Below are 17,324 nucleotides of genomic sequence, written 5' to 3' on the forward strand. Positions count from 1 at the left end.
ATGGAAACCGTGCCGTCCGCCGGCGACGGCCATAGAAACCGGCCCTTCTCGAGCCGTTTTGCATACAGCGACATGCCGAGCCCATCATGCCAGATAATCTTGATCAGATTGCCGCTGCGGCCGCGGAAGACATAAATATCGCCGGCATGCGGGTCCCGGCCCAGCGTCTCCTGAACCTGCAGAGCGAGGCCTTGCATCCCGCGACGCATATCGGTCCGGCCGACCGCCAACCAGATCCGCACCTGGCTCGGAACCGGGATCATGAAACGCCCAGCGCCTTCACCATCGCTGCCGCCAGTGTTGGCGGCGTGGTCAGCGGAATCCGCAGCCGCACCTTGCCGGCGACCTCCAGCTCGATCACCGCTGGGGATGCCGCCGGCCGCGAAACGGCGACAGGCTCATCGGGAGCCACGACAACTTCGGCAAAGCCCGTCTCGCGGGCTCTCACCGTGCGGCGCCACTTATAGATCAGGCTGGTCGCGACATCGTACTGACGCGCTACCGCCGCCACTGTGGCCCCGGGCGCGAATGCCGCGGCCAGTATCCGGCACTGATCCTCTTCACGCCAACGACGACGACGCTCAGGCCCGGTCAATAACGTCACATGGCTCATGCTGTGCTGCTAACTTCGCTCGTAAGGGCGACCTTAAGAGCGCAGCCTCGCTACCGTGCCGTCCTCTCGCAAGGCGGCCTTCGCCGGAGGGTATCGGCGCGGCCGTCATTTCAGGGCCAGATCGTTGATGCTGAGGATCGTCGTCATCACTGAAATGACAAGGCTGCCGACGAGAAAGCCGAGCGAAATCGTCAACGCCGGCGTCAACAGTTTCAGCACGGCGTCGATCCGCCGTGTCAGCGCGGCCTGGAGCATCTTTCCGGCGCGATCCAGCACGACGGGAAGCGCGTTCGCATCTTCGCCGAGCGAGATAAGCGACATCGTCGCATTGTCGAAAATGCCGGCCTTGATGATCGCACTATGAAGGCGGGCGCCATTGGCCACGTCGTCTTCGATCGCAGTAAAACTTGCCCATAGTGAACTCTGCCGGGTGACATTCGCCGACAGGCCAAGCGCTTCGGTCATCGCCACCCCGTTGCCGAGAAGAAGGGACAAAGTCTCAAGATAGCGCGCTATCACCGTTTCCTTGACCAACTGCCCGATTAACGGAATTCTCAGCAGCCAGCGCGACAACAACGCCTTCGCCCCCGCCGACCGCGAAAGAAAGAGAGAAGAGCAAAGCAACGGTTGCCGCGAGCGGGAACACGAAGGGATAGTCGGTGAAGACCGTGCCGAGCCCGGAAAGCATCTTCATGGTGAACGGTTTTGCTGCCGACGAGCCTTCGAAGATCGGCTCCAGCGCAGGCACAAGCACCGTGGCCAGAATGACCAGCGCCCCGCTCATCGCGACCAGAAGAAATGCCGGGTAAGTCAGGGCCTCGATAATCGCGGCATGACGCTTTGCCTTTGCTTCGAATGTATCGGCCAGCCTTTGGCAGATGAATGCCATCTTGCCGCTGCGTTCGCCGCTGGCGAGCAAGGCCGCAACGTCGGATGTGATCCACGGCAGGCTGCCAAAGGCTTCCGCAATCGGGCGGCCGCCGGTCGTGAGGTCGAGCACGGACTGCAATTGCTGGCGTCGGGTATGGTTGCCTTCGCCCGAAATCACCGCGCTCAAGGCGCGATCGACGGTGAAACCCGCGTTCAAGAGCACCGAAAGCTCGGAGAAGAGACGGTCGAGATCGACCCGTCGTGTAAATGTCAGCGCGCCGCGTCCCGGCAGCCGAATGAATTGCTTTGCTCTGCCTACGGGAGCGAGATGATAGGACCGACGTCCCTGTTGCGCCAGTTTGCGGGCAGCATCTTGTTTGGTCGACGCGTCGAGAACGCCGCTCTCCCGAGTTCCATCGACAAGATAGGCACGATAGGCAAAGGCCGGCATCAACCGCCTCCGTTGAGGTCGATGACGCGCCGGACTTCTTCCATTGTCGTCACTTGCGATTGCGCCAGCGCCTTTGCATGGACCGCCATCGGAACGAGATCGTCTTCCGCTGCAACCCTGCCGATTTCCATTTCGCCGGCGCCCTGGTCGATAAGCTCGGCGATGCGCGGCGACACCTGCAGCATTTCGTAGGTCACTGTACGGCCGCTGTAGCCAGAACCATCGCAGGTGCGGCAGGTGCAACCTGTTTGATCCGTCCCATGGCAAGCCGGACAGACGCGGCGCAGCAACCGTTGCGCGATGACGCCTCGGACAGTCGCCCCGAGCAGATAGCCGTCGATGCCCATGTCGCGAAGGCGCGTCAGCGCTCCGGCCGCACTGTTGGTGTGCAGTGTCGAAAATACCAAGTGGCCGGTCAAAGCCGCCTGGACCGCGACTTGCGCCGTCGCGCGGTCGCGAATTTCGCCAAGCAGGATGATGTCGGGATCCTGTCGCAGGATCGAACGGAGCGCTGCGGCAAAATCGAGGTCGATCGCCGGATTGACCTGCAACTGCGTGATGCCCGCCATCCGGTACTCGACCGGATCCTCGACCGTGAAAATTTTCACATCTGGCCGCGAGCGTTCGGCGAGGATCGAATAGAGTGTGGTCGTCTTGCCGCTGCCGGTCGGCCCGGTGATCAGCACGATGCCGTTGGCGGATTGCGACATGCTTCTGATCTTGGCCTGTGCGGCATCGTCGAAGCCGAGTTTTGTCAGCCGCAGCTCGACGCCGGCGCGGTCGAGAATCCTGAGCACGATGGCTTCACCGTGAATGGACGGAATGACCGAGACGCGAAGGTCTATATCCCGGCCACGCACCGCAATGCGCATCCGTCCATCCTGCGGCAGCCGCCGTTCGGCGATATTGAGCCGCGACAGGATTTTTATGCGCGTCGAAATGCCGGAGAGCATCGCCGTAGATGCCGTATCGACGGTGGACAGCATGCCGTCATGCCTGAAGCGGATGCGGACGTGATCCTCGAGCGGTTCGATGTGGATATCGGTGGCTCTCGCGTCGACCGCCTTGTGGATCGTGTCGGCGACAAAGCGGACGATCGGCGCCTCACGGGCAAAGTCCTTCAACCGTTCGAGATCATCAGGGCCGAAATCCGAAGAGGCTGCACCGTCTACATCAGATAACACAGCTCCCTTGGCGGACTGCTCGATCCGGTCGATGCATTCGGCAATCACCCGCCTTGGCAGTACTCTGAGCGCCGGTGTCCGCTCACAGTGAAAGGCCAGCGCATCGATCATAGCCGACGAGAACGGATCGGCGACGGCGACAACCAGTTGTTGTGCATCAATCGCTAAGGGAAGGATCGCGTTCTCACGGAGATAGTTCAGTGGAACGCTTGAAAACACTTCGGGATTGAACTGCTCCGGTATGTCGACAGGCGACGGTAGGTTCATGAAGCGGCTGAGATTGTCGGCAAGCTCCTGTTCGCCAATCAGCCCGAGTTCGGTCATCACCGTGTCGAACGGATGCCCCGATGTCTTCGACGCGCCCAAAGCGCGTTGGGTTGCATGCGCGCTCAGCACTTTCTCGGTTTCGAGAAAAGCAAGAAATGCCTCGACGCCGGAGGTCCGGATGGCCGGGTTCATGACGCCCATCCCCTCAGGATCTGCGCTGCCGCACTTCCGAAAAGCGCGTCGCAATCCCTGGAGGATGTCGTCGCAGCGAGGTCGGTGATCTCCGCGGCGGGAGTTCGTGAAAGACGCCGAAAGCCTGCCGCGCTGGCCGGGAATTTCTCGACGACAAATCCGACCTGGCCTGTAATTCCCGATCCATCTCGCCTTACTATGACTTCGACCGAATAGGCTGAAGCCTCGGTAGCACCTTGCGTGATCGAAGCGCTACTCGCTGATGCACCGGCAAGGACTGTTCGGAGGCGGCTAGAAGCACGGTCGAGGCTGAGCGTGCCGCGCTTCGAAAAAACCGTGAAGACATCATGGAGATCATGCAGCGGCGTCGAAGCAAGGGCGGAAAACTCCTGCAATTCGGAGACGGATTCGAACGGCGTCTGCTTGTTTTGAGCCGGCCCGACCGAAGTTGTAGGCTCGGCGGCCTGCGCGGCGAAAGCATTGATGCTGCCCCGGAATTGGATAGCGGCTTCGGCCAGTTCTTCGGACGTCTGCCGATCGAAACCGAGCGAGGCAAAACCCAGCGACAGCAGATAAGCATCCGCGGCATTGAGATCGATCAGCCCGCTATGGTCCTGTATCCGGACATCGAAGGTGAATTCCCCCGACCGGCAGGCTGTCGGCGTGGAGTTCGGCGGCAGCTTTTCCGTCGCAAAACCGTCGGCCAACTCGCTCGAAACCACATTGGCCAGGCCTTCGGCCAGCAGCGAGAGCCGCTCCTGCTCGACCTCATTGTTGGCGATCATCAACCTTGTCTTTGCCGTCACGGCAAAGGGAACCACGATGGCGGAGACGATCAGCATGAAGACCAGCAACGCGACGAGCGAAAAGCCGGCGCTCGTGCTTTCGTCGTCAAAACGATCGCCACTCATTGGCCAACGCTCCCGACAGGCTGGCCATCCTGGACTGAAGGATAAAGCGAGATACGGGTGACCTTGCCGTCCCGCTCCAGTACGGCCTGGTTTTTGTCGATAGCGGAAAGCGTCCAGCCATCGACGATCTCGCCGTTGCCATACCAGACAGCCGCATCGGCCCCCGCGATCCGCAGCAGTGCCTTCGCCGCTCCGCCGTGAATGCTGATCCCCAGAAGCGATGGCGCCACTATTGGCGCAAGATTCTGCGGCGGTGGCTGCTCGACCGCTACGGAGGCGACTTCGACTGCCGGCGGCTGTACCGGCTCGGGCACGAATTTTCGGCGGGTTGGGCTGAACAGCGGCCGTTCGAAGGTTTCGCTGAAATCACCTGCCTCCGGAATCTGAAGCGATCCCGGCGAGCTCGGTGCCAACCCCCCATCGCGCCCCTTTGCCGAAACGATCGGTGCGATGTCGACAGGCGTATCGTAAAGCACCAAATTGACGGCAACGAGGCCCGCAATCGCCGCAGCCAAGGCTAGCCCCGCGAATTTGCCGGTCATGGGTTCGCCCCGGCTGGCGGGGACACCACCTTTGTCTGCAGCGGCCCGTAGAACAGAATCTCGGCAAAAAGCTCCGGATCCGCCGTTCGGTCAGCGGCCGGTCCGACGTCAGTCGCTCGCAAGGTGGCCTCGCGGATGAACAGCACCGGAAATGAGGTTTCGATGCCGAGGATTGCATTGTGGACGCCTTGCAGAGGCCCCGAAAGGTTTGCCCGCAACCCAATGAAATCCACCCCTGCTTCGCTGAGCGCCGGCGCGTTGCCGGCCGACAGCACCGTCACCCCATTCGATGCGGCAATCGCGTTCAACCGCGTCTGAAGCCCGCCGCGAATGACCGCCTCGCTTTCCCCGGTCAAAAATTCAGGGTTTGTAGCCGCGGCAGGATCTGAGGCGCTGTCGAGGCGTTTGGAAAGTGCCGCCACAGCCTGCAACTGGCCGAGAACCTCTCGTTTCTCCTCGATCCCGGCCTTTGCCGACGTGACGCTGTCAAATGCCATGAGCACCACCCAGCCGGCAATGCAGGCAGCTGCTGCCGCAATGGCCAGAGCGATGAGACGACGGACCATCGGGCGTGCGTTGAGGATGGTGGAAAGCATCGTCAAAGCGCTCCGATTTTTGCTGTGATGGTAAAGCGCTCGCCGTCGTGGCCCGGAACCTTGACCACGGGGGCCGCGAACTCTGGCGCTGAAAACAGCGCCGATGCGTCCAGTGGCTCGATCAGTTCGGCAGCCGAGGTTGAAAATCCGGTGATGGTCAGATCGCCGCCTTTGGCTGACAGGTCGGTTAGCCAGGCCGTGTCGGGGAGCAGGTGCGTCAGCTCGGCCCAGACGTGAACCAGCGAGGCGGACGTTTTCTTCTCGTTCCGGATTGTTTCAACCTGCGCCATGGCAGTCTGGCGTTTCTGCAGCGACGATCGCGCCGCCTTGGCTTGCACCTGAGCATCGGCGATTTGCGCGTCCAGCTCCGTGCCGGCCTGCCAACAACGCCATTGCGCATGACCGAAGGTGACGAGTGTTGCGCCAAGCAAGATCAAACATGCCGCCGTCCAGGCGAGTCTTGTGCGGCTGTCGCGCTTTGTCGGTGGCCAAATGGCAGCCAAGCTTAACCGATCTGCCTGTCGCACCCGGTCCGCATCGGCCACAGACAGTGAGCCAAGCGTTCCACCGGAGCGGCGAATAGCTTCCAGAACGGCCGCGAGCGTCTTGGTTTTCACGACGTGGTAGGAACAGTCCTGCTCCGAGTGTTCCGCAAAGACAATATGCACCTGCGCCGGATCGATCGGCGTTGATGCCAGAAGGTCGAGTTCGGCCATGCTTCTCGCTTGCCGAAGCGGCAGCCGTCGTCCCGCCAACTGCCGCGTAAGATGCAGCTCCGGCTCGATCAGGATGTCGAAGGTCGGCCGTTTCCGCCGACGTCCGGTCTGGAGCAGCGCGGAGATCTCATCCGCCGAGGCGTTGAGTGCCAAAGAGCTGGATTGAAATTCGGGTGCGCCTGCTGCGCGCACTCGGATGCCGTCATCCGCCATGCCGATCATCCACTCGCCGGTGTAAGATCGCTTTTGCTTGAGCGTAACCCGCGTCCAGACCCCTCGCAGCTCGTCGAGCCACCAGTCGAAGAAATCCAGGAATTGCTCGTTAACTGTTGCCAAGATCAGCCGCCCGCCACCCCAGCTGATTCTCGGCCGAGGTTTTCAGACCGAGATTACAGTTGCTGGTGTGACGCGGACATCGTTGAGAGTGCGCAACGTCGGTTGGCCACAGCTTTGTTGGCTGATATAGGCCCCGTTCGTTGGTTGAGGATTGATTGTGACGACGAGCGGACGTTTTGGATCCCGTAGCTAATCCTTGTGGAGGGCAACGGCGCCGGCGCGATCTTGCCAATAACGCCGGCTCTGGTTGCCGAAGGTGGATTGTCCTCGCATAGGCGCGGTGCACTTTGGCAAGCGCGCCGCAGGCCACCCACGTCGGCCAGTGCCAGGTGCACCTGTTTCGGCATCGGGCACTACGTCCACCGCATCTCCTCTCGGGCCTGTTGCGATGTGGTTGCTGCGGTTCGGGCATGTCGGTGCACGACCGCGACAAGACCGGCAAGACACGAATCCGCTGTTCGACAGTTCGTGAGAGCGGCAGCTGCTCCAAGAATGCTGTATTGGATGGAATGCGTGATGAGCTGAAGGATCCGCGTCTCATTGAGATCTACGTGCGGAATTATAATCAAGAGCGTCAACGGCTGGCAGCCGGTGCGACCAATGCTCGGATCACCCTTGAGACAAAGATCGCAAGGATTGAAGCCGAGCGACAACGCAACATTGACTTGTTAGTCAAGGGAATCATCGGTGATGATGACGCCCGAGAACGCATTGCCGAACTGAAAGGTCGACGCATCGAGGCTGAGGCAGAACTCGCCAATCTTGAAGAGGCGCCATCAACCCTTGCCGTACATCCAGCGACGATAGAAAGGTATGTCAAAACGGTCGATGAGCTCGCTTCGGTCTTAGCTCATCACGCCGAGGCAAATGACGATCAGGGCGCGCTGGTGAAGAGCTTCCGCGCGCTCGTTCACAGTGTGACGGTTCATCCCAAATGAGCACGACAGGGTATTGAGGTCGAGATCAAAGGCAAGCTTGCCGCCCTCATCGGTGGCAATACCTTCCCCAAGCGCGGTATGCTGGAGAACGCGCGGTGGCCGAGAAGCGCGACAGGCAAAATCCCACTATTGCGTACGATAGTGGGTCTAAGATGGTAGCGGGAGAGCGCTACCGCCTTTCCCCCCACTCAGAAGACTTGCGGTATTTTCTACGGTGTGGGGCGTGATGGACCTGTCTTGGTGCTGCAAAGATCGGTGGGGAACGGCAAAGTCTAGCCCGAAGCCGACGAACGTTTTCCGCGACGCGAACGAGCGCTTCGCGCCTCATTCCGGTCGTTCCTGAAGGCGGACAGTCTGCTCATTAGCCGGACGCAGCATTTGAATGTAGACGATCTGATATAGCGCGGCAAGCTTGCGCGGATGCTCCACAATTTAAAGACCTTGGCTCAGATAACCAGGACCACAACCAGATAGCATTCGCGCCCCAAAGAGGTAGGAAAAACAGGTCGCCGGCAGTTAACTCAACTCTAACTTGCCGCTAGGTTGTAATTCCTGCCACCTAGCCTAAGCGACTGCGTACTTGCAATATCTCAGGTCAAGTTCCAGAGCCAGTTTCCACCAATGGATCTCTAATGGGTGCGCGCTTATCGACTGCCATTAGGATCGGGGAAGCCGCAAAGGCGATCTTTCGAAAAACTCAGAGCTTTCCAAGTCGAGAATTCGGAGAGCATGCAGACCTGAGCGAACGCGAACACGTCGGTGTTGAACCGATGCTTTTGGCGCTTTCGATGGAGCTGGCACTCAAAGCGTGGTTCGTCTTCGACCACGACGATCCAAGAGTTGTCAAATCGCACAACCTGATGAAGCTGTTTGATCGCCTTAAGCCCGAAAGCCAAGAGAAACTCGACGCTGAGTTCAAAAGGTCAGTGGTCCCGTATCATCCCAATGCGTTCTACATCGACTACGGCATTCGTCACATTCTGCATCAGCACCAAGATGCCTTCACCGACTGGCGCTACCTTCATGAGGCGAAGAAATCGATGATGTTTGATCAGGGAGCTTTTGAGGCAACGCTCGAAATGTTGCTCCGTGAGTTCGAGAAAAGATATCGCATTGAGCGGGCGAAGCCGCTTTGGCCATCGTGAATGCAGTCGGGATCGGAGGCCCCCGATGCGGCATTGAATGCTCGTTCGAGTGGTAGCTTAAGCCAGGAGCATTCCGTGCCGGAGCGAAGGGCTAACGACCGCAACGAGGCGAGTAGCGGCCGGGCAGTAACGCGCTTCATACCAGCCGTTCAATACCGCAAATGCTGATGCCGCAGGCTGTCATTCGTTCAGGTCATCGGTACAGCTGGGTGAACAATGGCATCGTTGATGTGAATGAGCACCGAAGTTTGATGAGCGGGTCGCGGGGCCGGAAAAAATCATCGCTTTCCCACAATACTTGATTTCCAGTTCTTGAAGAACGACGTAGCACAAATTTCTGTGCATAAGTTATTCTCGCACAGTCAATGTCAAGCACACGTGTTGACTATCAAGTCATCCGAGCCTCTCCTCGCCTAAGATGGGGTTTCAATTCGGCAGTTAGATATACCAGTCTTGCTGTGGTCGCTTACTTCGCGGGCCGCGTGGCGGAGTCGTGCGTATATGACTGAAAAGGCGTCGATCATGGGCGGGGGCAATGTTCAAAATACTCGAAACTCTTCCTTTCCTTATCGCTTCCGCAGCATGCCTCTCAGCTTGCGGTACGGTAACGCCGAATATTCAAGAATTCTGGGGTAGCCCTCTCAACGCCGAAGCGATGGAGTCTGAGGTCATGACCCTCGTCGCCTGTGAGCTCGGTCACGCGGTCAGTAACATCTCTACCGTGGTAGATAAGAACCCTCAATTGGCCGGTGACTACGGTTTTCTCAACAAATGGAATGCACAGGTCGCGCTCACTTTTCAGGTGGATGAGCAATCCAGTGTTAATCCGACTCCCTCATTTGTCAGCAAACTCCACCCGCTCGTCGACAGCGAAACGTTTACTCTTGGGCTGTCCGGCAACTACAAGAATCAGGCGACGCGTATCGACAAGGTCAGTATGACCTACAGGATCAAGGATTTTGTCGGCAAGAAATTCGAACGCTGTGAGTACGGCGGAACCTACAGAGGGACGCTTTTTGTAAAAAGCAATCTCAAGATTGAGGATTGGCTATCTGCATCTCTGAATGTTGCTGTTAGCAACGGCCCGTCGAGTAAGTTCCCCGTGCACCCCAAATTCGGGGGCAAGGCCGACACAATCTCTCACGACGTGAAGTTTCTGATCGTGTCGTCAGGCGGCGTCGCGCCGGTGTGGAAGCTGGTCGAGTTTGGTACGGGACAGAATCCATTGGTTTTCGGTCAACGCGACCGGGTGCAGCAGCTGGTGATCACAATGGCACCGGCCGATCTCACTGATCCGAGCGCGTTAGGGCCAGCCGGCCAATTCTCGTCCCTCGCCTCACAAATTAACTCGCAAATCAATTCGGGGAGGATTAGCCCGTAATGCCGCAGGACAGCGAAGCACCCAAGAAGCCCCGCAAACGAAGTGCCGCAGCTTCCGTCATCGAGATGGCTGGTGCGGATGGCGATCGCGGAAAGGTCCAAGTCATTATTAGAGGCAGGCTCCATGTCTGTAACCTTAAGCCGAGTGGAGCGATCGATCTCAACAGCTGTGTGCCGGTTGACGGTCAGTCGGTGCTGTCGCTTTCATTGCCGAGCCGCGGGGGTGAAGCGTTGCCGGATTTGGCAGCGCTTGCTGATCGGGGTCTCGAACTTACTGCGGCAATGGACGTTCCACATGTTGTTCCTCCAGCCTTGCGCCAAGCCTGCTTCGCGGTGGCGCAAAGGACAGGGCAGTTCCGGAAACAGAACCAATTCGTTGTTGCACAATTGAGTTCATTGGATCTTGACAACACTGCGCAGTCATTTCCTCCGGCGGTCAGCGAGGCCATGCTTTCGGCCGAGCGAACGCGTATCGCCTTAATCCGAGCTTTCGCGGACTTTGACGGAGCGTGTGCTAGCCTAGAGACGGCGGCACGAGCTATCGCGCAGCAGGCCTGAGTTTTCTCCGCGCTGGAGCCCTGTCAGCCCTTAGGTGCCCTCTGAAGGGATTGAGATCCAGCTAACACGGCGGCAGCAGCACAAGTCCTTTCGGCTCCCTTCCGGGCACCGCCGACGTGGACGTCGCCCTGCCGCACTACGCCGTGCCGGTGGTCAGAGAGCATGTGGCGGGTTGGCAATCGGCCCCTAAACACTCCGCAAGGCACAAATCAGATTTCTCCCGGCTTGGGGGAAGGACATTTCGCGCCGCGTGATAGCATGCAGCCGTCCAGCCCTCGACATGCCTCCGAACGTGCGAGTATGTAACGAGTGGCAGGCGCCGGGAGCAGCGCGTAGCAATGCCGTGGCGTCAAAAGGCGGCAGCGAGTGTTCGGACGCCAATTAGGCTCATGGGAGATCACGCTTCGAACGAACAAACCAAGGAGTCTGCTCGGCTCTAATTCGTATCGAGTGTCATTCGTGCTGGACAGTGATCAGAGAGGCGTTTTGGATCGGCGGGCGTCGCGGGCGTCCACACTATTTGTTCCTCAGTCCCTCGGGCGACTAGTTCAACGGCTCTCTTCCCAAAGACAAAGAATTCGATCGGAACCATGTTGTATTTGTCTGCCGCCGCGAGCGTTGCGGGATAGGCGGTGGCCATGTCGGCCCAGCACTGCGACGATTTCTTGTAGGGAGCGCGGAACAACTCGGTGTCCGGACGGGTGTCTCGATCGATCCCGCTTGAGCCGGGGGAATAGGCCGACAACGCCTGCCACATCTCATCCTGGAACGTCCCGGCGCCGGCGTCGAGCCGACGATTAAAATCGCCCACGATCATCCAGGCATTGCCTGCCTCCTCCCGGGCGCGAAGCCACTTGTGAAGCGGGTACATCTGCCTCGCGAGCGTGTTGCAGCTGTTGCGCTCGGGCGACGTGGTGGCCGGATCGACGGTGAAGAACCGGAAATCCATGAAATCGTCGAAACAGCCGGACTTGAGATGAACGATGAGCACCCGCAGTGCCGTTCCTCCGCTGTGAAGGGTGACGTCGAGCCCCCATCTGACGTTGCGGATCCCGTCAGGGTCGTCGGAGCGAACATTCAGATCGGCAACGTCAACGACTGAGTCGATGGAAACTCCAGCCGAGGGGCGCCACGCAACGCCCGTGTACTGTGTCCGTGTCTCTCCCGCCGGCTTGACGAGGGAACCCCCAGCCTTAGTGCAGATCGGACCCGGCGCCAGCTTCTCGTCCTCGGCGAATTGGCCACTGATGCAGTGTTCCCACCCATTCACGACCGGAAACACCTCATCGAGCGCGGCGGGGCTTGTCACCTCCTGGAGGAAGAAGACCGGCGCGTCGACCTTGTCGCGCCATGCACGCAAATCAGCGAAGTCGCCTGGCTGGCGCACGTGGTCGCCCGGGAAGACGGTGTGGGGATCTCCGGCATAGACCAGCGTCTGGATGTTCCAGTTCGCGATGCGGATTTGGGCTGCCGAGACCTGGCCGATACAGGCGATGAGCATGGCGACCGAAACGGCGGCCAACCGGGCATGTGTCACGAGAACCTCCTAGAATCGACGGGCGAAGAATTGGCGGCGAACCGAACGTTCCGTGTTTCCAAAGTAGTCCGACCACCACCGATCGGTCCGCAAAGGCTTGGGTGGATCGCTGGGATCGCGCCAGGCCAGCGACTCGCGAAAGGCGTGATGGGAATAGAGGCGCATGAACTCGCCGAGGTAAATGTCGGCGACGCGCGTGTTGCCAACGATGACGAGCATGTTCTCGTCATTCTGGTCAGTCGAGGCGTCGCTGAAGTTCGCCGAGCCGGCGACCACCATGGGTTTGTCCGACATCGGGTCGACCAGCATGAACTTGTTGTGCACATATTTGACATTGCGGTTCAATCCGGACAGGTGCTCCTGGACCCAGCCGTCGATCTTGTTGGTGGCGATCAGCGACCCGATGGCGAAGGTATTCGCGGGCATGTTGCGCAGGAGCTGGATAGCTTCCTCCTCCGCTTCGCGCTCCGGACTGCCTTCCTTCAACGGTCGGGTCGCCTTCTCGAGCAAGGCGAGACGAAACGGGGCCGCGCTGTTGCGATAGACGTCCTTGAACAGATCGTGCATGCCGAACGCAAATGTCATGAACACGCCTTCGCGGCCAATCATGGCAAGGTCTGCATACCACTGCAGCGCGGTGAGGTCGGAGCGCGGGCTGAAGATGACGCTCGTTCCGCTCGGCGGCGGCATGGCGGGAAGGGGCGTCAGATCCTCCGTGATATCGTTGAGCTTGCCATTGGTCGGATCCTCGCGCAGGGCCGTCCAGTATTTGAGATAGAGGTCGGCCGTATCGGGATCTTCGACTACGTGCGCGACGTTGGAGTGGCCGAAGATGCCGCCATCCGAAAAGTTCGTGCCGCCTGTCCAGACCGACACGGGAGCGCCGTTCTCCAGCTTCACGATGAACTTGTTGTGGGAGATGTACGACTTGTTGCTCCTACGCTCCTTGCAGTGATCGGCGAGCGCCTCGCCGCCGTTTTCGTCGACCTTGGCGATAGCCTCGCGGTTATTGTCCCCCGGCTTGGCCTTGCGGCCATCGTAGACGATTTTGACATCCACGCCGCGGTTGATGGCGTCCTTCAGCAATTTCAGGAAGGGTTCGTAGTGAAACTCGTAGGCTGCGACGCGCAGCGTGTGCGTGCCGGGCACCGCCGCCTCGACGAAGGCGGTCATAGCCTCATAGAGGCCTCGAGACAGCCAGATCCAGGCTTGCCCATTCTGGACCTGTTCCGGCCGGCGATTGCCGAAACGGTCGACGTAAGCCTGTGAGGCGGCCACGCCGCGATTGAAGTAGACATCGTGGTCGCCATTCTCAGGGCCTTCCGTCGTTACCTCCACCGCGACATCGGCCGACGCGGTGAGGGAGGGCGGCGCCCCTTTGAGCGCGGTGATCGTGTAGGTGTAGCGGTGTCCGGGTTTTGCTGTGTAGTCGGCCCATTGGAAGCTCTGGATGGGCTGCTCATTGGTGGGGTAGGTAGCGCCCGCCGGAAATCCGGGATCGGTCTCGGCGAAACACTTCATGCCCTCGAGGAAATAGGCCCCGTTTTCCTCGTGATCGATCCGGTGGACAGAAAAGCCCAGCAGGCCCTCGCACTCGAGTTCGGCAAGGTCGAAGCCCAGCGTGACCACGTAGGTGCCAGCGACCGCCGTGACCGCGATCGGCCCGTTGCTATTCCATGCACGCATGCCCCCTCCGCTTTGCTAGAACGCTGCGGCGACAGTAACAGCACGCCTTGTCACAAAGAAGAGTAGTGTTTATCGCTTCGCGAAAAACATGGCGCTACAGTTCTTCGAGGGCAGCACGCAAGCATCAGGGGGTCGCCGCCTTGAAGGTCCGCTCTTGCCAATCCGAGCCTCGAAACGGCCAGTCCGTTTGAGGCCCCACTGCGATCATTTTGAGAACCGGCGGCGGAGGACCGCTACCGGCGCTTTCACGCGTTCCGGCGTCTATCCTGCGATCCGCAGTTGGATTTCTTCAAAGATCCTAACCCAGCTGCGAACGCCCTTTCGTAGACGTCGCGTATCGTAGTGTTCGTCTGGCGCATGGATGGCGTCACCGGGCAAGATGAAGCCGATGACGACGCACTCAACGCCAAGAACCTCGCTTAGCTGGTGGACTAAGGGTATCGCACCACCTGTCCCTCTCAGAATGGCAGGTGTTTCCCACTCGCGTTCCAGTCCGTGCGCAGCGGCAGCTACGAAAGGGCTGTCGTGCGAAAGGACTACCGCCGGACTGCCGTCATCACCCTCAAATTCCACAGTGCAACCATTCGGAAGCTTCGATTCAACGTAGGCCCTGAACCCGGCACGGATCTTCCCCGGTTCCTGTGCATCGACGAGCCGGAAGCTGAGACGTGCTGTTGCACTTCCAGGCAAAACTGACCGTCCGCCCGGTCCTTGATTGCCCCCCGTGATGCCGTTCATGTCGACGGTGGGGCGTGCCCACATTGCTTCCAGCGTGGTATATCCTTCTTCCGTTATGCCCCCGCTCAGGTTGACCTCTTCAAACCGGCCTGCGTCTTGTTCGAGCCCCCGCCATCGCCGACGCAGATTATCCGGAATCTCGCGAACTCCGTCGTAAAACCCCTCAATGCGCACTCGCCCAGCTTTGTCATGAATGTCTGTCAGAATGTTGCTCAGTATGCGGATGGGGTTCGCGGCTACGGCACCGTAGTGACCTGAATGAAGATCGGGATTGGGCGCCGAGATGGTCACTCGCTCGTGGACCAGCCCCTTGAGTCGTGTCGTGATGGCTGGCTGGGTGGGCGACCACATCTCTGCATCGCAGATGAACGCGACGTCGCATTGAAGATCATGCCGATGCGCTTCGATGAAGGCAGGCAAACTTGCCGACCCCGACTCCTCTTCCCCTTCCAGCATCACGATGATGTCGGCTGGAAAACTGCACTCGATACTTTTCCATGCACGGAGAGCCTCGATGAACGTCCAGAGCTGGCTTTTGCTGTCCGATGCACCTCGGCCATAAAAGCGATGAGCGCCATCTTCTTCCTCGATCACGCGCGGCTCAAACGGCGAATGCGTCCATTGTTTCAAGTCGCCGACCGGCTGCACATCGTAATGTCCGTAAAACAGCAAACGTGGGCGCTCGATCATGGAGCCTGCGGGAGAACTGGCGAGGACAACCGGGTGACCGTTGGTCTGGATGATCTCCGCGGAAAGCCCGATCGCTGACAACTCCGACTTGAGCCAGTGAGCCGCGCGAAGAATTTCTGGTTCGCCCGAAATCTCGTTCGAAACCGACGGGATAGAGATTAACTCCAGAAGTTTGCGGACTGAAACCTCAAAATTGTCGTCAATGTCACGGAGCACATTTTCCACATCCGGCATGTTGATCACCTTAAGTGCGCAAAAATTTATATCGCGGACGCCGTCAGACGCAGCGGACGACCTTGAGAGATCCTTCGCTCGCGCTTTTCGTTCCCGTTGATCCCATGCTTGTTGCCAGGAGGCGCTTGATATCGCCCCAGAGCTCGCCTTCGTCCTCCAGGCCGATACTCAGGCGCAATGTTGCGTCGGGCCCCTGGCCATGACGTCGCGCTTCGGAAGCCGTCGATGGACAGGCGCTGGATGCACTCCAACACCAAGAGATGCAAAGTCCTCGGTTGGCCCTTCGGGTGTAACAACGAATTGGATGAGAGCGCCTTTCCAAACCACTGTGAACGCTGTACGGATTTCGATCGAAAAGGACGCGAATTTTCCGCACATCTATTCGCGTGAGTTATTGAATTGAAGTGGCGGCATCGATGAATTTTCGGCAGGTTGAGGTCTTCCGGGTAGTGATGACCAACGGTACCACGGCCCGCGCGGCTGACGTTTTGCATGTGTCCCAGCCAGCGGTCAGCAAGATGATCCAAGAGCTGGAACGCTCGCTTGGTTTCGATCTCTTCCAGCGGATCAAGGGTAGACTCCACCCTACTCCCGAGGGACAGCTTTTCTTCCGCGAGGTCGAACAGGCTTTTGTTGGCCTCAGCCATCTCAGGGGGGCGGCCGCCCGCATTCGAGACTACGGCTCCGGCGAACTCAGGATCGCTTGTCTTTCGGCGCTCTCGACCAATGTTCTTCCGCGCGCCCTTCGCGCCTTTATGGATCGAAATCCGAACATCGCCGTCACCTTCCAGACGCGCATGTCCTCTAATGTGCGCGACCTCGTCGCTTCCGGCCAGTTCGACCTCGGGATTGTCGCTGACGAGATCGATCGCACGGGTGTTGAGGTGAGCGAGTTTGCGCAGTTTCCAGTAGCCGTGGCGGTGCCCAAGGGACATCCACTCGAGTCCTTGGACATCATCCGCCCAATCGATCTTGCCGGCTGTCCATTTATCGCTCTCGCCCCGGAAGACACGACCCGACGCGACGCCGAGCACGTTCTCAAGGAAGCCGGCGTCGCGGTGCGAACTGTGATGGAAACGCCCTATTCGACAACGATCTGTGCGATGGTGGCTGCTGGTGTCGGCGTCGGCCTTGTCGATCCTTTGACCGCACAGCCGTATGAGGGCCGCGGGCTGACCTTGCGGCCGTTCGAGCCCGCACTTTACTTTCGAACCCTCTTGATCAGGCCGCCCAATCGTCTCCCCTCTCGTATTATTGCGGAGTTCCTCGAGGATTTGCGAGCCGCGATCTGAAATGGTCGAACACACTCGTGCGTCAGGTTGCTTCCGGGTGAGTGGATCTGCATCGGCTCTTGCCTGCTCCGATGACCAGTCCTTTACGTGAAGAGTTCCCTCCATCACACTTCCACGGCTCACATCCCGCTCCACGAAACCCTGCAACCCACCTTTCACCAACACGCTTCCCGGCTGAGATGCATCCAACTAGTTGATGAAGAGAAGCGGCGTGCCGTTGCGAGTATCGGCTGCTCAAGCTTGAAAGTATTCCCACCACTCGTCCATCGACTGCATCATGGGAAGGACGCACAGGTTCGTCCAATGGTAAGATTTAGGCCTCCTATTCCGTCAGGTTATTGGGTGGCCGGCGGCTGAGAAAGCGTCGCCTCACCGGGATGCGCGATCACGACCTCCTACACGGGCTCGGCGCTCGACAATGGAAGGCACACCAACGGTGCCCCATCGT

Annotated in this window: 17 protein-coding genes; 5 read left to right on the plus strand and 12 right to left on the minus strand. The window is 59.3% G+C overall.

From position 1 onward, the window contains the following. From tnpB to NKJ15_RS09905, 9 genes are all read right to left on the minus strand, one after another. Nucleotides 1-263: IS66 family insertion sequence element accessory protein TnpB (gene tnpB / locus NKJ15_RS09865; protein WP_352808960.1), on the minus strand; the 263-nt coding region annotated here is incomplete at its 3' end. After that, the gene (gene tnpA, locus NKJ15_RS09870) at nucleotides 260-613 is read right to left on the minus strand and encodes an IS66-like element accessory protein TnpA (protein WP_031239744.1); all 354 of its coding nucleotides are present in this window, start codon (nucleotides 611-613) and stop codon (nucleotides 260-262) included. The genes tnpB and tnpA, both read right to left, overlap by 4 nt. Before the next feature lie 105 nt (nucleotides 614-718). Continuing rightward, on the minus strand, nucleotides 719-1,078 hold the full coding sequence (locus NKJ15_RS09875; protein WP_352815019.1) for a type II secretion system F family protein: 360 nt from the start codon (nucleotides 1,076-1,078) through the stop codon (nucleotides 719-721). 34 nt (nucleotides 1,079-1,112) lie between these two features. Then, a complete protein-coding gene (locus tag NKJ15_RS09880; RefSeq protein ID WP_352815021.1) occupies nucleotides 1,113-1,934 on the minus strand; it encodes a type II secretion system F family protein in 822 nt (273 codons plus the stop codon). Next, nucleotides 1,934-3,577: a GspE/PulE family protein gene (locus tag NKJ15_RS09885; protein ID WP_352815023.1), complete on the minus strand. Its 1,644-nt coding sequence runs from the start codon at nucleotides 3,575-3,577 to the stop codon at nucleotides 1,934-1,936. Before NKJ15_RS09885 ends, NKJ15_RS09880 begins: the two co-directional genes overlap by 1 nt. Beyond that, nucleotides 3,574-4,488, minus strand: a complete 915-nt coding sequence (locus NKJ15_RS09890; RefSeq protein ID WP_352815025.1) for a hypothetical protein — start codon at nucleotides 4,486-4,488, stop codon at nucleotides 3,574-3,576. Before NKJ15_RS09890 ends, NKJ15_RS09885 begins: the two co-directional genes overlap by 4 nt. Next, nucleotides 4,485-5,030 (minus strand): hypothetical protein, encoded by a 546-nt coding sequence (locus NKJ15_RS09895; protein WP_352815027.1) that lies wholly within the window; start codon nucleotides 5,028-5,030, stop codon nucleotides 4,485-4,487. The genes NKJ15_RS09890 and NKJ15_RS09895 overlap by 4 nt, the downstream gene beginning before the upstream one ends. Next, on the minus strand, nucleotides 5,027-5,626 hold the full coding sequence (gspM, locus tag NKJ15_RS09900; RefSeq protein WP_352815028.1) for a type II secretion system protein GspM: 600 nt from the start codon (nucleotides 5,624-5,626) through the stop codon (nucleotides 5,027-5,029). Before gspM ends, NKJ15_RS09895 begins: the two co-directional genes overlap by 4 nt. 2 nt (nucleotides 5,627-5,628) lie before the next feature. Then, nucleotides 5,629-6,678: a PilN domain-containing protein gene (locus NKJ15_RS09905; protein WP_352815030.1), complete on the minus strand. Its 1,050-nt coding sequence runs from the start codon at nucleotides 6,676-6,678 to the stop codon at nucleotides 5,629-5,631. Between the two features lie 410 nt (nucleotides 6,679-7,088). Between NKJ15_RS09905 and NKJ15_RS09910 the strand changes: the two genes are divergently transcribed. The 4 genes from NKJ15_RS09910 to NKJ15_RS09925 all read left to right on the plus strand — a co-directional run bounded on the left by NKJ15_RS09910 (nucleotide 7,089) and on the right by NKJ15_RS09925 (nucleotide 10,699). Further along, entirely contained in the window at nucleotides 7,089-7,616 is a 528-nt protein-coding gene (locus tag NKJ15_RS09910) for a hypothetical protein (RefSeq protein ID WP_352815032.1), read from the plus strand. Nucleotides 7,617-8,248: 632 nt separating this feature from the next. Next, on the plus strand, nucleotides 8,249-8,761 hold the full coding sequence (locus NKJ15_RS09915; RefSeq protein WP_352815033.1) for a hypothetical protein: 513 nt from the start codon (nucleotides 8,249-8,251) through the stop codon (nucleotides 8,759-8,761). A 535-nt stretch (nucleotides 8,762-9,296) separates the two neighbouring features. After that, complete coding sequence (locus tag NKJ15_RS09920; protein WP_352815035.1) at nucleotides 9,297-10,142, plus strand: hypothetical protein; 846 nt, start codon at nucleotides 9,297-9,299, stop codon at nucleotides 10,140-10,142. Continuing rightward, nucleotides 10,142-10,699: a hypothetical protein gene (locus tag NKJ15_RS09925; protein ID WP_352815037.1), complete on the plus strand. Its 558-nt coding sequence runs from the start codon at nucleotides 10,142-10,144 to the stop codon at nucleotides 10,697-10,699. The genes NKJ15_RS09920 and NKJ15_RS09925 overlap by 1 nt, the downstream gene beginning before the upstream one ends. A 436-nt stretch (nucleotides 10,700-11,135) precedes the next feature. Here NKJ15_RS09925 and NKJ15_RS09930 read toward each other — a convergent pair whose 3' ends face one another. The 3 genes from NKJ15_RS09930 to NKJ15_RS09940 form a co-directional block, all read right to left on the minus strand. Further along, nucleotides 11,136-12,236: a hypothetical protein gene (locus NKJ15_RS09930; protein ID WP_352815038.1), complete on the minus strand. Its 1,101-nt coding sequence runs from the start codon at nucleotides 12,234-12,236 to the stop codon at nucleotides 11,136-11,138. A gap of 9 nt (nucleotides 12,237-12,245) precedes the next feature. After that, nucleotides 12,246-13,922 (minus strand): phospholipase D-like domain-containing protein, encoded by a 1,677-nt coding sequence (locus NKJ15_RS09935; protein WP_352815039.1) that lies wholly within the window; start codon nucleotides 13,920-13,922, stop codon nucleotides 12,246-12,248. A 261-nt stretch (nucleotides 13,923-14,183) separates the two neighbouring features. Next, nucleotides 14,184-15,584 (minus strand): M20/M25/M40 family metallo-hydrolase, encoded by a 1,401-nt coding sequence (locus NKJ15_RS09940; protein WP_352815041.1) that lies wholly within the window; start codon nucleotides 15,582-15,584, stop codon nucleotides 14,184-14,186. A gap of 416 nt (nucleotides 15,585-16,000) precedes the next feature. On the opposite strand from NKJ15_RS09940, the gene NKJ15_RS09945 reads away from it, so the two are divergent. Continuing rightward, a complete protein-coding gene (locus NKJ15_RS09945; RefSeq protein WP_023686274.1) occupies nucleotides 16,001-16,876 on the plus strand; it encodes a LysR substrate-binding domain-containing protein in 876 nt (291 codons plus the stop codon). Nucleotides 16,877-17,324 lie beyond the last annotated feature (448 nt).

Origin of the sequence: Mesorhizobium sp. M0207, assembly GCF_040321995.1 — a bacterium.
GTDB lineage: Bacteria > Pseudomonadota > Alphaproteobacteria > Rhizobiales > Rhizobiaceae > Mesorhizobium.